This is a genomic window from Bradyrhizobium sp. Unk1 (genome assembly GCF_059512345.1).
The window spans coordinates 21,136-35,101 of sequence record NZ_JCAMOP010000032.1 but is presented as its reverse complement, the minus strand read 5'-3'; the positions used below and the strand labels follow the sequence as shown (position 1 = coordinate 35,101).

Annotated in this window: 13 protein-coding genes; 6 read left to right on the top strand and 7 right to left on the bottom strand. The window is 58.3% G+C overall.

Going from position 1 to position 13,966, the window contains the following annotated elements; all coding sequences use genetic code 11:
* Nucleotides 1–16 precede the first annotated feature (16 nt).
* Together AC5ZFO_RS33180 and AC5ZFO_RS33175 are read right to left on the bottom strand one after the other, a co-directional pair.
* Nucleotides 17–751, bottom strand: a complete 735-nt coding sequence (locus AC5ZFO_RS33180) for a metallophosphoesterase family protein (protein ID WP_496123033.1) — start codon at nt 749–751, stop codon at nt 17–19.
* A gap of 130 nt (nt 752–881) precedes the next feature.
* Nucleotides 882–1,190 carry a hypothetical protein gene (locus AC5ZFO_RS33175; RefSeq protein ID WP_282524812.1) on the bottom strand — a complete coding sequence of 103 codons (309 nt, stop codon included), beginning with the start codon at nt 1,188–1,190 and terminating at the stop codon, nt 882–884.
* Between the two features lie 345 nt (nt 1,191–1,535).
* Here AC5ZFO_RS33175 and AC5ZFO_RS33170 point away from each other — a divergent pair, with 345 nt between their 5' ends.
* The gene (locus tag AC5ZFO_RS33170) at nt 1,536–2,960 is read left to right on the top strand and encodes an undecaprenyl-phosphate glucose phosphotransferase (RefSeq protein ID WP_306664676.1); all 1,425 of its coding nucleotides are present in this window, start codon (nt 1,536–1,538) and stop codon (nt 2,958–2,960) included.
* Nucleotides 2,961–3,047: 87 nt separating this feature from the next.
* Here AC5ZFO_RS33170 and AC5ZFO_RS33165 read toward each other — a convergent pair whose 3' ends face one another.
* The 5 genes from AC5ZFO_RS33165 to AC5ZFO_RS33145 all read right to left on the bottom strand — a co-directional run bounded on the left by AC5ZFO_RS33165 (nt 3,048) and on the right by AC5ZFO_RS33145 (nt 8,067).
* A complete protein-coding gene (locus tag AC5ZFO_RS33165) occupies nt 3,048–3,320 on the bottom strand; it encodes a hypothetical protein (RefSeq protein ID WP_282524810.1) in 273 nt (90 codons plus the stop codon).
* 385 nt (nt 3,321–3,705) lie between these two features.
* Nucleotides 3,706–4,389, bottom strand: coding sequence for an SGNH/GDSL hydrolase family protein (locus AC5ZFO_RS33160; RefSeq protein WP_496123032.1), 684 nt, complete (start codon nt 4,387–4,389; stop codon nt 3,706–3,708).
* A 12-nt stretch (nt 4,390–4,401) separates the two neighbouring features.
* Nucleotides 4,402–5,580 (bottom strand): acyltransferase family protein, encoded by a 1,179-nt coding sequence (locus AC5ZFO_RS33155; protein ID WP_282524808.1) that lies wholly within the window; start codon nt 5,578–5,580, stop codon nt 4,402–4,404.
* Nucleotides 5,581–5,668: 88 nt separating this feature from the next.
* Entirely contained in the window at nt 5,669–6,736 is a 1,068-nt protein-coding gene (locus AC5ZFO_RS33150) for an acyltransferase family protein (RefSeq protein ID WP_282524807.1), read from the bottom strand.
* Nucleotides 6,737–6,777: 41 nt separating this feature from the next.
* The gene (locus AC5ZFO_RS33145; RefSeq protein ID WP_282524806.1) at nt 6,778–8,067 is read right to left on the bottom strand and encodes a hypothetical protein; all 1,290 of its coding nucleotides are present in this window, start codon (nt 8,065–8,067) and stop codon (nt 6,778–6,780) included.
* 152 nt (nt 8,068–8,219) lie between these two features.
* Here AC5ZFO_RS33145 and AC5ZFO_RS33140 point away from each other — a divergent pair, with 152 nt between their 5' ends.
* The 5 genes from AC5ZFO_RS33140 to AC5ZFO_RS33120 all read left to right on the top strand — a co-directional run bounded on the left by AC5ZFO_RS33140 (nt 8,220) and on the right by AC5ZFO_RS33120 (nt 13,958).
* The gene (locus tag AC5ZFO_RS33140) at nt 8,220–9,602 is read left to right on the top strand and encodes an O-antigen ligase family protein (RefSeq protein ID WP_282524805.1); all 1,383 of its coding nucleotides are present in this window, start codon (nt 8,220–8,222) and stop codon (nt 9,600–9,602) included.
* An 81-nt stretch (nt 9,603–9,683) separates the two neighbouring features.
* Nucleotides 9,684–10,316: a hypothetical protein gene (locus AC5ZFO_RS33135; protein WP_282524804.1), complete on the top strand. Its 633-nt coding sequence runs from the start codon at nt 9,684–9,686 to the stop codon at nt 10,314–10,316.
* Between the two features lie 99 nt (nt 10,317–10,415).
* Nucleotides 10,416–11,030: a transglutaminase-like cysteine peptidase gene (locus AC5ZFO_RS33130; RefSeq protein ID WP_282524803.1), complete on the top strand. Its 615-nt coding sequence runs from the start codon at nt 10,416–10,418 to the stop codon at nt 11,028–11,030.
* A gap of 126 nt (nt 11,031–11,156) precedes the next feature.
* Entirely contained in the window at nt 11,157–11,729 is a 573-nt protein-coding gene (locus tag AC5ZFO_RS33125) for a hypothetical protein (protein ID WP_282524802.1), read from the top strand.
* Between the two features lie 84 nt (nt 11,730–11,813).
* Nucleotides 11,814–13,958 carry a GNVR domain-containing protein gene (locus AC5ZFO_RS33120; protein ID WP_282524801.1) on the top strand — a complete coding sequence of 715 codons (2,145 nt, stop codon included), beginning with the start codon at nt 11,814–11,816 and terminating at the stop codon, nt 13,956–13,958.
* Nucleotides 13,959–13,966: the final 8 nt, after the last annotated feature.

The window sequence follows — 13,966 nt, the reverse complement described above, 5'->3', positions numbered from 1 at the left end:
CGCGCGAGCGAGGCCGCTAGATCGCGAGCATGCTGTTGCCCTGAATGGACAGCAGCGTCAGGTTGCCGGTGGCATAGGCCCCGGTATCGATGTTGGCCCGGTTCTCGAGCAGCTCGGCCTGCTTCACCGGCGTATGGCCGTGTACGACGTATTTGCCGAAGCGCCTGTTGCTTTGCAGGAACTCGTCCCTGATCCACAACAGGTCTTGTTCGCGCTGCTCGGAGAGCGGAATTCCCGGACGCACCCCTGCATGGACGAAGAAGAAGTCGCCGCACGTGAAGGTCGGCCGCAACTGGCGCAGGAACGCGATGTGCTCCGGCGGCATCACCGATGTGAGCTCGCGCACCAGATTGGGCAACTCGTCCTTGCCAAGACCGGGCGCGGCCGACACGCCGTACGACATCAGGGTCTGGAGCCCGCCGAACTGAAACCATTCGGCGGCGCGAGCGGGATCTTCCAGCACCGATGTGAAATAAGCCTCGTGATTGCCCTTGAGAAAGACGGTGTTGCGGCGGCGGCTGCGGTCGATCAGGAGATCGAGGGTATGACGCGAGTCCGGTCCGCGATCGATGTAGTCACCGAGGAAGACCTCGATCGCGCGATACGGCCGGCTGTTCGCCATGTCCGCATCGATCACGGCGAACATCTGCTCGAGCAGATGCGCACAGCCGTGGATATCGCTGATCGCATAGATGCGCACGCCGTTCGGTAGCTTCGGCCGGGGCGAATTTCGGGGCGCAATCATGGACATGGGGTGCAACTCTTTCAAAGAGCTTCGCCCGAGATGTCAATATGCTATCGGCGAATTTGGATGTTCGAGTAGGTCTTTTTACCCCTGCCGGCAAGCGCGCACCTGGCTGATCATTCACCAGCTCTGCGAATCACCCGTCCCCAAGCTTGCGCGGGGCTAGCCGAAGCTGCGGCTGTCGAACGATGGATGGTGCGGCCTTGCCGCGATAGGCGGCCGTTCGCGCGCGGACCAGAACCGCGCCGCAGAAATAGCCAAGCTGGAGCACCGACGCGAAGACGAGGATCGTCACAACGATGTGAGCTGAATCATGTCCCTGCCAGACGGAGGCCACACCGAGAATCGTGGCACCGAGAACGATGGCGGGCGGCAGAATGAAGATCCGGAATCGGCCTCCCAGCAACGATCCGATCAGCAGACTGAAAATGGCAACCGTACTCACGACGCAACTCCTCGAATTGGTCACGAGTGTTAATGGCGGCGGCCTAATAACGGCTTAAGCGGCATGGTTGAACAGCCGTTCAAATGCGCGCGATAATGCTGTGCGAAAATGACGCGATTTGGTGTGAAACGCGGCGTGATGCCCGCTTAATTGTCACGTGTGTGACAGTAGTTTGAGCATTGTTTTGCTGCGACGCTGCATTGCATGAAAATCGATTTGATTTTTTCGGTGCACTGCCGCAATGTCGCTTTGTTTAGTTAAGATATACTCCGGCGCACGTCGAAAAAATTAGATCGATTTGCTCGCAATTCCGATTGCGAGTGGTGACGAGGCAGCGAGGTTCGGATGGCTGTAGCAACTTACGGTTCGGAAAATTATTATTCGGTTATCTCGAACCGACGCGGTGCCCTCCAAAGACCCCTGCAAGTGGCTTTGATCGCCGGAGACTTCGTCGCCGTTCTGCTCAGCTATTTCGCGGCAAGCGGCCTGTATCGCGTGCTCGTGATCGAGCAGGACTCGTCCGTCGGAGCAGGTCTGGTGGTCGGCGCGGTGTTCGTGACGATCGCTTATTTCCAGGGCGTCTACGATCACCATCGTCTGATGAACACGTTCTGGCAGCTGCGCAAGGCCCTGGCGGTCTGGCTGATCTCGCTGACCATTCTCGCCGTCGAGGCGTTCCTGCTCAAATCGTCCGCGGACCTGTCGCGCGGAACCACGCTGCTGTTCGCGGCCACCGGCGGCGTCGCCTTGGGCGGCCTGCGCGTGCTGTGGAGTCTGGCGCTGACCTCGAGCTACGCCAAGGGCCGCCTGGTGGATCGCAAGGTCGTGCTGCTCAGCCTCAAGCCTCTCGATTTCACCTCGACCCGGTTCAAGGATCTGCGCAAGCACGGCTTCAACGTCGTGCGGCATTTCGTGCTCGATCCGTCTGAAGAGGGCGCGGGCTGGGATCGCGAGATTCGCGACATCACCCGTCAGGCGCGCACGGCGGATGTGGAAGAATATCTCCTGGTCATCGACTGGGACGAGATGCCGCTTCTCCAGAAGCTGAGCCAGCACCTGCGCGTTGTTCCCCAGCCGATCCGTCTTCTGCCGGATTTCCCGATCGCCGATCTGGTCTCGCGTCCGTTCCAGCCCGTCAGCGGAACGGTCGCGATCGAGATCCAACGTGCGCCACTCAACGTCTTCGAGCGGGCCCAAAAGCGTTGCCTCGATATCGGTCTTGCCTCCCTCGCCTTGTTGCTGCTTGCTCCATTGCTAGCGACTGCCGCGATCATGATTAAGCTCGATTCAATCGGAAAGGTGATCTTCAAGCAGTCCCGGCGCGGTTTCAACGGCAAGCCGTTCGAGATCTGGAAATTCCGGTCTATGACGGTGGCGGAGAACGGTCATGTCGTCACGCAGGCGACGAAGAGTGACATGCGGGTCACCCGCGTCGGCCGGGTGCTGCGGCGGACCAGCATCGATGAGCTGCCGCAGCTCTGGAACGTTCTACGCGGTGAGATGTCGCTGGTCGGGCCGCGCCCGCATGCGCTCGCGCACGACAATTACTACGACCCGATCATCAGCAACTACGTGTACCGGCATCACATGAAGCCGGGCCTGACCGGTTGGGCCCAGGTCAACGGCTTCCGCGGCGAGACGCCGACCATCGATCTGATGGAAAAGCGGGTCGAGTACGACATCTGGTACGTCAGCAATTGGAGCATCTGGCTCGACATCAGGATCATCCTGAAAACCGCGCTGGCGCTGATCCATCAGGATGCCTACTGAGCCCTGAAGCCTCCTGCGGATCGTCGGTCCCGGAATCAGACGGGCCCGAGAGTTCACGGTGCAGTCCGCGTTGGTTGTCGGCCCTTGCTATTCGTAACCGTCGTCACACCGGGAGTCGGTGTGCAAGGGGAGAATGGCGAAAGCAGCTATCGCGCAAACGACGATCGCGAATGGAACAATTAGGACCGCATAGACTGCCGACTGCAACGCCCGACCGATCCAGGATCGATTATCGCCCTCTTCAGAATTTTCCCGGGCAGGCTGGGCCATCGGCCCGACCGCCAACCGGTGCGACTCCTCGGTGCCGGTCGCGGCCGTCAACATCGGCAACGAACTTCCGTCCAAATCAATCTGCGACATGACCAATGCTCCCTGGATCGTGTTCTTGTTCGTTGTCCCGCAATTCGCCTGCAAGGCTTTGGACTTGAACAATTCGCCGGGAAGGCCCTCTATCGAGGCCGGTTATGTCTCCCGGATAGGAAGTGAATGCACGCGGTTGAAGGCTTGGTACGCAACCTTCAACTTCAAGAACTCTGCCTGCATGAAGCTAACGGATCGTGAGCAGATGCAGAGCAGCTTGATGCAAATTTGTGCTGCGAAAGCGCCTGGTGTAAATCCCCTCGATTCCGGATTTTGTCATAAAAATGCAATTTTAGTTAACGGCTATTCACAAGCCTTGACGAGGTCAGCGGCCCGTTTCAGCGGGAGATGGCCGAACGCGGTGACCTCGCGGTGGCTGTGACGCTCACTGGCAGTGGATAGTCTTCGCGAGGCGATCGGCAATGGCGGTGTTGGCGGCCGTGCTGAGATGAACCTTGTCCTCGGTCCAGATGGGGACGACGTTCCTCAGGACCTCTTCGGTATCGATGAAGGTGAGACCGAGATCCGTCGCGGTCTTGCGAACCACCGCCCTGAACGGCGCGATCAAGCGCTCCTGGTGTTCGTTTCCGATTGGGGGCGGTGAAAGCAGGACCACTTGGCTCCCCTCAGCCTGTCGTCTGTGTATGAGCAGATTGAGGACCGAGCGGAATGTGTCGATGGATACGATGCCGGTCGGTGCTCTGCCATTGTTTAAGGCATCGTTCGAGCCGTACATCAGGATGGCCAGATTGGCGTGAGAGAGGGTTTGCCAACGCACGAGCCCGTCGACCGAACGGTCCCCCGGATATCCATGGTTCGCGACAGCGGCGCATCCCCTGAGCCGTTGGGCAAGCGTTTCCGGGAAAGGCTCCGTGCTGCGGGTCTGCGGCGCGCCGTTGATCTGGTTCGGTACTCCGGCCGGAGAGACGTCCATGCCATAAGTGAGGCTGTCGCCCTCGGCAACGATCGTCGATCCGCGTGCGATAACGACGGCGGACTCGCTACGAGCTGAGTTCGAAAGCACGAGGACGGTCGCAAGGGCGATCGCGGCATATCCAGCGGACGTCATGCCTAGCTCCGGTCAGAGGAGACGTTTCAGACGTAAGAACGGCTTCTCGATGACCGTCCAGGAGAAAGCTGAGCACAAGATCGTCAACACCAGCGAAGCCGCCATGACGAACAAGGTGATCGCGGCGTCCTGTTTGAATATCCCGAGTGTGATGAGGATGAAGACCAGCGTCTGCGCGATGGGGTACCCATAGAGATAGATCCCATACGAATAGTCGTTCTTGAAGAAGCGATCGAACCAGGGGGTTCGGAAGGTGCCAATGCACACGACACAGTAGATGAGGAAGAGGCACGAGATCGCGTCCGGAATCCGAAGCGTCATGCCGACCATGTAGAGCAGGAGGCTCGCCACGAACATTAGAGGGTTGTATACGATCTTGTCCGCGTACTGCGCAAACACGACGCCAACGAAGAACAAGTAGACGATGAACCAGTTGGTGAAGTGCGTATTGTCCGCTCTGGTCGTAAATCCCTCGGGTGACGCCAGCGACATCACGCTAAACGCGACGGTCAGAAGAACGATGCCGGTGAGAACGACCCGTCTCCGCGCGAGAATGCCACCCGCCATCAAGACCGCGATGATCAGGTAGCAGTAAAATTCCGGCCGCAGTGTCCAGAGGTTTGCGTTCACCATTCCCTTGATCGGATTATCCTGGAAGACACCGGGCAGCCAGAACGTGATCCAGCCGACGACGTTGCCGAAGTAGCGGTAAAGTCCAAGGCTTGCGAAATAGTCGCTCAGCGGCAAGCTGGTCACGAGCGGACCCAATACGAGCGCCGAAAGCGAAACCTCGAACAGCAGCGCCGGTATGATCCTGAGCGCGCGGAAGCCGAGAAACTTGCGCACGATACCGGTGCGCCCCGCGCTGCCAGCCACCAGGAAGCCGCTCAGCGCGAAGAAGCCGCCGACAAGCGCAAACAAGAGCGGTCGAAAGATCTCGCTCGACATCGCCGTATGAAGGAACGCCGAAAACTGCGGCACCGTCGACGTCGCGCCCGAAATCGCGGTGTCCGCGACCGGCAATACGCGTTCGCCGCGCACCAGGACGCGGGCGTGGTTCAGCAATATGACGGTCGAGAGGAAGTGCCTGAGAAACAAGAAGCCCGGATAAATTCCGCCGTTCGCTCTTCTGACCTCTTCAAGTGTGGCTCCCGCAGGTGACGTCGCATAGTCTGCAACTGCTTCGCTCATGTGACGTACGTACTCCCCACCATTCGATTCTGGTGCCTCGTAGGCTCAATATTTTGCCAGATTGTGACGTCGGTCCGGAACATGCTCATCATGCTTCCAAACCAGCAACACTGCGATGCCCAGATCGGAGGCTGGCGTCGAGCACCCGGCGCAACCGTACTTCGATCAGTTCATATGTCATGGCCGACATCGCGAAGCTGACGATCAGCCCGACCGCCGCAAAGGACAGCCAGATCGGCCAGAGCGGATAACCATGGGCGGCGAGCTTGGCTCCCGCCATTTGCAGCGGAAAGAGCGCAAAGGGATGCGCTAGATAGAGGCTGTAGCTGATCTTGCCGATGTATTGGATGACTGGCCGCTCGAGCGGAGCGACGATTCCCGAGGTTGGCGCGCGGACCATCGCGAACAGCAGATATCCGGGAATGAGCCCGAGGAAGGGATTGATGTATTCGAGGCAGACATACATCAGGAACAGACAGACCATCCCGGCCGCAGCACCGCGCAAGCCCGGTAGTTCCAGGCGGACATCGAAATACCGGATCGCGACACCGACCAGAAAATAGGCTGCGATGGGAAAAGCTGCGATGGCGATGAGGCCTGCGGCGACGAGAAGTCCGGCTGCCACCCACACTCGTCTGATCGTGACAAAATAGAAGGTCGCCGCGAACCAGAAATAGAACAGCCATTCATAGGTCAGCGTCCAGGCGTTCTGCTGAGCGGCCGGCAGGCGGAGAATGTCCGGCAGAAAAAAGAGATTGGCGAGGAAAAGACCGAGATAACTCAGAGGATCGATCCCCTTGAAGAACTTGTAGCCGACGATCGGTCCGACGATGAATATGACGAGGTGGAAGACGACGAACACCGGCAGAATACGCATGCAGCGTTCGTAGAAGAATTTCGAAATCTGCCGGTGGCGCACCAGGCTCGCCGGAATCAGATAGCCGCTGATGATGAAGAATAGCTCGACGCCGCGACCGCCGGTCAGGATGGTGAAGTCGAACCAGGAGGGAACCGTCGGCAGAAAGCCTGCATTCATCGGCATATCGTAGAGATGCACGAGCAGCACGCTCAGCGCGGCGATACCGCGCAAGCCCTGAATGGAGGGTTCGAATTTCTTGTCGTGGCTGGCTTCCACTGGATTGAGGCTTTCTGTCACTTAGGTGCCTGCCACAACAGGCAATGCAAGATGCTCGCCAACTAGCGGGCGCGTATGGGAACCGACAGCGCTCCGGCCGGCGTGGGAACCATGACTCGCGTAACCCGCCGTGACGGTCGGCGGAAGACCTCGCTGAACGCAAGCCCGATGATCAGAAGGCCGCTGGCGGGGCCGTAACTCAGAATCGTGATGGTGTAGATGTTCATCACGAACGCCAGCGTCAATTTGTAAATGTCCCCGGTACGAGCCACCGCGAGCACGACGAAGATCATGAAGACGATAAAGATCGGACCTATCATCAAATACGTACCGATGTAGAAATTGTCGACAGGTACCCAATAGGAGATCTTGTCTGAAAACAATTGCTGCGGATAGTTGAAGCAGCCCAATCCGCATCCGGTGATGAACCCGCTGGGCATCAGCTTGGCCATATAGACGAACGGCAATTGCCAGCTGTTATCGATTCGATCCTGCAAGCTGAACAGGCTGCGCGACAGACTAGTGAGATTTGTTCCCGCGAGCACGATCATCAGGACGATTGGAATGAAGATGCATGAGAACGATAGTAATGACATCGTCCGGAGCACGCTGAACCGGTAGCGCTCCTGGAACATGCGAACGAGCATCATCGCCAGGAAGTATAGGACCAGAGTGCCGGCGGCCGTCTTGCTGGTTGCGAGATTGTTGATTGCGTAGAACGCGATCGGCATCCAGACCAAGCACCAGATCAGGCCACGCCGGGGTGACGTCATGACGTAGCCCATCAGCACGAAATAGCCCGCCATTGTGCTGTCGGCGGCGAAACCTTGCAGGCGAGTCTGGCCTTCGGCCCACCAAAGCTTGCCGGCAATGCGCGACGCTCCGAACGTCTCGTATTCGAAGCCGACCCAGGGAAACTGGACGCGGGACGACCAGAACAGGCCGATGATCGAGATATAGAAAAGGGCGTGTATGAGCCCCAAAAGGAATCTGTAGTCCTTAACCTCCCTGCCGCAGAAGCAGAAACCGACGAAGAGCGGGGCGATCATTTTCAGCGCGGAGAGGCCTCCGCGGTGGTCGTTCAGAAAGACGTAACCGACATAGAGCGAGAACACGAGGTAGAGCAGCGTGAATATCGCGAGCGAGTTCGCCTGCTTGATCGCATAGCGATATGCAAACGTTGCCATGCAGGCAAAGGCTATGAGGTCCGGGATGAACCACAGGGCGCCAAGGTGCGTGATGGTCGCGTAGTAGCGGAACGCTCCGGCAAACGCGTCGCGGGTAAAGTACAGACACAGCGCGATCGCCTCGATCGGGAAGGACACGGCCTCCTGCCCGCGGATCGTCTCCATGCGGGCTTCGCTTAGGCTTGGCGCCGCTTCAAGCGTCATCGTCGGTTGTCGATCTCTCATATTCGTGCGTATTCATTCGTAAGATAGCATCCACCTGCTGGCTGTACCAACAGCGTCGTACTTTCCAAGTCGGCCCTTTTTTTGAGCAATCGATGGCAACGAGTTTGCGGGACTACGTCAATCTCGGAAAAATATCCAACGCGCTGGCCTCGACGGTTTTCGTGCTCGCGCCACTGCCGCTCGGCTCGGTCGATCTGGCCTGGGTGTGCATCTGGACGGTTCTGCTTGCCGTGAGCCTGGCGACAGCTTCGGTAGACCGCAGTTGCAAGGCTGATTTATGGTTTATAACGCCGATTTTTGCTGCAATTGCTACGATTGTCCTGATCATCTGGATTCAGGTGTCGCCGAATGCCGTCTCCAACTTGCAGGATCCGGCGTGGAGCAACGCGCGCGAACTCGCAGGCATCAACGTGCCGGGTCGCATTTCGCCGACCCAGTCGGTGCCCTGGTTGAGCTTCGGATATTATCTTCTGTTCACGCTCGGATTGAGCCGCGCCTACCTGCTTGCAATAGATGGCTGGCGGGCAAATAAATTACTCAAACTGGTGGCCTATGCTGGCGTTTGTTACGCTCTATATGGGATTTTTTCGCAATTGTTGCTGCCTGACACTCTGCTATGGCGGCAGAAGGAGTTTTATCTGCAATACGCCACAGGAACCTTCGTGAACCGCAACACGGCGGCTACCTTCTGGGGCAGTTGCGGCCTGATCCTCCTGATCATGCTGGTGCGCTCGATCCTGCACCGATCAGACGACCCCGGTCCGACCCGCATCAGGTTTTTCGACCGGCCCGCGACGCTGGCGTCAGGTTGCGGCATCTGTCTCGTGGCGGTGGGGATGACCGGGTCGAGGGCGGGTATCCTGATTACGATCTTCAGCATGGTTTGCGCGGTCGTGCTCTACCTGGCACCGCTTAATCGCAGTGAACGGTCGTTCATGAGCTCGGTGCGAAACAGTGTCGCGGTCGGCGTCATTGCGCTGGCCCTCGTGGGCAGCATGGCAATGGGGCGCATCTCCGAGATTGGCCTGGTCGATAGCCAACGCTACGAGGTCTATAAGACCGTCCTCGACATGATCCGGGGGCACGCTCTTCTCGGCTTTGGAGTCGGCAATTTCGAGGTTGCCTTTCCGCCGTTCCGGCCGGAATCTCTTGGAAGCCAGGGCATTTGGGACCGTGCCCATAGCACGCCGCTGGAGCTCGTGCTGGACCTTGGGCTGCCAACAGCTATTGGGATTGTCGCAGTCGCCATCTTCTATTTTGCGAGCCTGGTCATTGGCGCACTTCGCCGAAAACGAGACCGTCATATCCCGGTCATGGGGGCTGGGGTCTTCGCTTTGGGCTCCCTGCACTCGTTCGTGGATTTTTCGCTCCAAATTCCCGGATTTGGTCTGTTATTTGCCTGTGTTCTCGGCTGCGGGCTGGCTCAATCGATATCCACCTCAGCGCGAAGTCTCGCGCACCTAAGTGGAGATTGAAATTCACCATTTCTTAGGTAAATCTACCGTCAGAGCCGAACTCGATATAATGTATTTGTAGAAAATTGTTGGTGATTGAACATGCGCTTAGGTTATTTCGTTTTGGCTGCTGCGTTTCTGGGATTGCCGGACGCAAGTCTTGCTGCCACCGCCTATGGTGGCGCCTGTGCTTCGCCGTCTCCGCAAATCACCGCGGAGAAAGCCACCAACTTTCTGGATGCGCCAGCCGCCCTCCTGGCAAACTATGCAGATGGAGGCGGTGCGCTTTCATCGGCGATCCGTGATCTCGTTTCGACCCGGCCCGAGACTCTTGAAGGCATCCAATCGCTGTCCGAGGCCGCCACACCCGACCAAAATAGCGCCATCGGCGCCGGTCTCGGAACGGCGGCTGCAATCTGTGTGGTGTCCCAGCCGGCCACCGCCATGGATATCCAAGCTGCTGCCCTCAAGAGTGGGAGCAATGAACTCCTAACCTCGTTCACGAGTATTACCGGTGACATCCCCACCAATGTCACGCCCGGCTCGGACCCGACCGGTGAATCGACTGCGGGGGGCGGGAAGGGTGGTGGCACGCAAACCCAGCAGGCGGGAGGAGTGACTGGAACCAGTGACACACAGTCATTCTCGGCGGCCCGGACAACAATTAACAACGTCTTCTCGGCGGTGGCGGCTGCGCCGGCAGTCGTGGTCTCGCCGGTGAGCCCGACAAACTGAAAAGACGAGCTTCGATCAAATTTTAGCGAAATCCGGAACTGAAGCGTGAAAGGTGCTTGCTAGTCTACAGCGAATGTCCGGCAATCGCTGAGGTTAGCTATGAAAACTCTGGTCGCTCTTTCATTTTTCGTCCTGGGCTCAGCGAGCGCATTTGCCGCGCCTGTCGAGCAGGAGAATCGCTCTTCCGCCACCATCATTGGCGAGGCCCGCAACGTCCTGGCGCCGATCCAATTCGTCAAGTTCTGCATGAACTATCCGTCGGAATGCGAGGCTCGTACCAGTGAGGAGCCTACGCTGTCGCGAGACGATGCGTTTGCCGCCCTTGAGGAGGTCAACACGCGCGTCAACAGGTCGATCGCCCCCACGGTGAAGTCGAATGCGCCGTTAGCGGCGCGCTGGACGATCGGGCCGGCCGCCGGCGATTGCAACGATTATGCGGTGACCAAGCGCCATGAGCTCCTGGCGAAGGGCTGGCGGTCTTCCGACCTGCGCCTCGCCGTTGTTTTTGCGCCGGAGGGCGGTCATTTGATTCTGGTCGCGCGCGTGAAGGACGGCGACTATGTGCTCGACAATCTGTCGGAAGTGGTGCGGCCTTGGAACGAAACCAGCTATGCTTGGGTTTCGATCGAATCGACGGTGAACCCGAAATTTTGGGTGGCGGTCGACGGTAAGGGCCAGACGGGCAGTGCACAGAAATCCGCCTCTCTCGACTGATCGATGGGATGAATTAACTCAACAATGGGGCGGTCTAGACCGCCCCATTGTTAGTTTTTGCACCGCACAAAGATTTGCCATAGTGTTGCAGTCTACGGTCCGTTCTGCAGCTTGAGGCGAGCCAGGATGTCGGTACAAACAATGCCCGAACCGAGGCGCGTCGCAGTCAGCTGCAAGTGGGCACTGCTCGCGGCCGTTGTCCAGCTGTCGTGGTTGAGCCCGGCTCTCGCGGCAAGTGGCTGTGTTCCGCTCCTTGAACGAACCCCACCACTTGAGCTGGAGCTGTTCTCCAAAGACACGAGCCGAGTGCTGGCTTACGCCCAAAGCGACGACACCAAGCTGGAAGACAAAGTCACCTCCTATCTGGCGACGGATCCTGAGCTGGTGTCGGTCATGAAAAACCTCCTTATCAAGGCTCCTCCGGCCCGACACTTCGTAATCGGTAAGGCGATGGGCCGTGCAGCGCTCCACTGTGGAGCCGTCGAGCCGGCCTATGCCAGAAAGATATCTGCTTTTGTGGGCACGCTACGTGATTCTGACGTGTTGGCAGGATATACGTCCATCGACACGTCCAATGAAACGCAGCCCGGGACAATCGGGATAGCCGGATCAAAAAAATCCGGGGGGACCGCCCTTTTCGAAGGCGAGTTTGGTACTGAACTTGCTAATCCGTTCGCCGAAGTACCGTTGCCTCAATGACCTGTTGGATCTCGACTGATGTATCAGCCTAGGACTGCGTTTGAGCCGAGCTCCAGTTTTCGAACGCCTCTAAACGAGGCGTTTTTGACGTTTGAGCGGCTGCTCGACATCGTTCGTCGCCAGTGGCCGTTGATCACCTACACGGTCATTGGCGCCGTAGTCGTGGTGATCCTCTACCTGCTGGCCGCTTCGCCCATGTACACGGCGACGGCCAGCATCCTGATGGACACGCGTCAGGCTCAGATCTTGAACAAGACCAGCGAGGTTGCCAACACCACGTTGATCGATCCTGGCTTCGTCGACAGTCAGGTTGAGATCATTACTTCCGAGAATCTGATCCGGGGCGTCGTCAACAAGCTCAGTCTGACCAAGGATCCGGAGTTCGTGGGACCGCCGACCGGCGTCGTTGCGATCGCGATGGGGGCCGTGTTGCGCCTCTTCTCGTCCAATGGCCCGCCGTCGAAGGAACAATTGGAGCAGACCGCCGTCCTCGAATTGAAGAAGAACCTGAAGGTCGAGCGCGTCAGCACTACCTACGTCCTCAACCTGTCGTTCCGCTCTTTGGTCCCTGAAAAGGCGGCCCAGATCTCAAATGCGATCTCCGACGAGTACGTGGTTGGATCGCTCGAAGCCAAGTACCAGTCGACCAAGCGTGCGAGTGAGTGGCTTCAAAACAGAAGCGCCGAGCTTCAGGCTCAAGCGATCGCTTCCGATCGCGCGGTTCAGACCTTCAAGGCCGAGAATGGTATCGTCGGCACCAGCCGCGGATTGGTGAATGAGCAACAGCTTGCCGATGTCAACACTCAGCTGATCCAGGCACGTGCGTCGACCGCCGAAGCGAAGGCCCGGCTGGATCGCATCAAGCAGGTGACTACGCAGGATTTGGCTCAGCCAACGGTGACCGATGCGCTGAACAATCCGGTGATCACCCGTTTGCGTGCCCAGTATCTCGATCTTTCGGCGCAGTATGCCGACTGGTCGACGAAATACGGCAAAGAACACCAGGCGACCGTTAATCTGGCCAGCAAGATGCAGGACCTAAAGAATTCGATTCGCGACGAGGTCAACCGCATCGCCGATGCCTATCGAAGTGACTACGAGATCGCGAAGAGCAGGGAAGTCTCGCTGGAGAATGGCCTGAAAGGACTGATGAACGAGTCGGGCAGCACCGCGCAGGCTCAGGTGAAACTGCGCAATCTCGAGAGTGCCGCCGATACCTACCGAACTCTTTACAACAACTTTCTCCAGAAGCTTCAGGAAGCTAACCAGAACGAAAGCTTTCCGATCTCGGAGTCACGCGTGATTGCGACTGCAGTCACACCGGACAAAAAGAGTTCGCCGAAGACTGGCTTGGTCCTGATCGGAGGGGTCATCGCCGGGCTGTGCTTCGGCCTCGGCGGGGCATGCGCGCGGGAATTGCTGAGCCAGGTAATCCGGACACCAAGCGAAATCGAAAACGAAATCGGGATGCGCTGCGTTGGGACGCTTCCCGACGTGGCAGATGGTAAGGATCAGCTCTGGTCGGCAGCTCGAGCGAGCGTATACGCGGTTGACCATCCTTTCTCCCGCTTCGCAGAGTCTCTTCGCAGCGCAAAGACAGCGATCGATGCGGCGCGCCTGACCAAGGAGATGAACGTTGTTGGCATCGTCTCCTCATTGCCCAAGGAAGGCAAGACCACGGTCGCAGCAAACCTGGCGCATCTGGTCGCTATGGCCGGACACAAGACGCTGTTGATCGACGGCGATCTGCACACGCAGTCATTAACACGCAAGCTTGCTCCCGAGGCGACCTACGGCTTTCTGGAGGCAATGTCGGATCCGGATCACGCCGAGCGGTATGTGAGCGTCAGCAAGAAGACAAACCTGTCCCTGCTGCCTGCCGTGGTGCGTTCGCGATTGACGAACGCGTCTGACATCATGGCGTCCCAACAAATGGCAGACCTGCTTGCCGCGCTTCGACAAAAATATGCCTATGTCTTTATCGACCTGCCGCCAATACTCCCGGTTACCGACGCCAAGGCGGTCGGGCATCTTGTTGATTCTCTCGTCTACGTGGTGGAGTGGGGCAAAACGCGCAGGTCGGCAGTGCAGGAAGCCGTCGCCGAAGTCGAGGGCTTCAGCAGCAAGATCGTGGGCGTCTTGTTGAACCGCGCCAATCCGAAGGTGCTGAAGCGGATCGAATCGTACAAGGGCCGTCACTACTCTGACTACTATGTCGAGGCAACCTGACGCGGCGG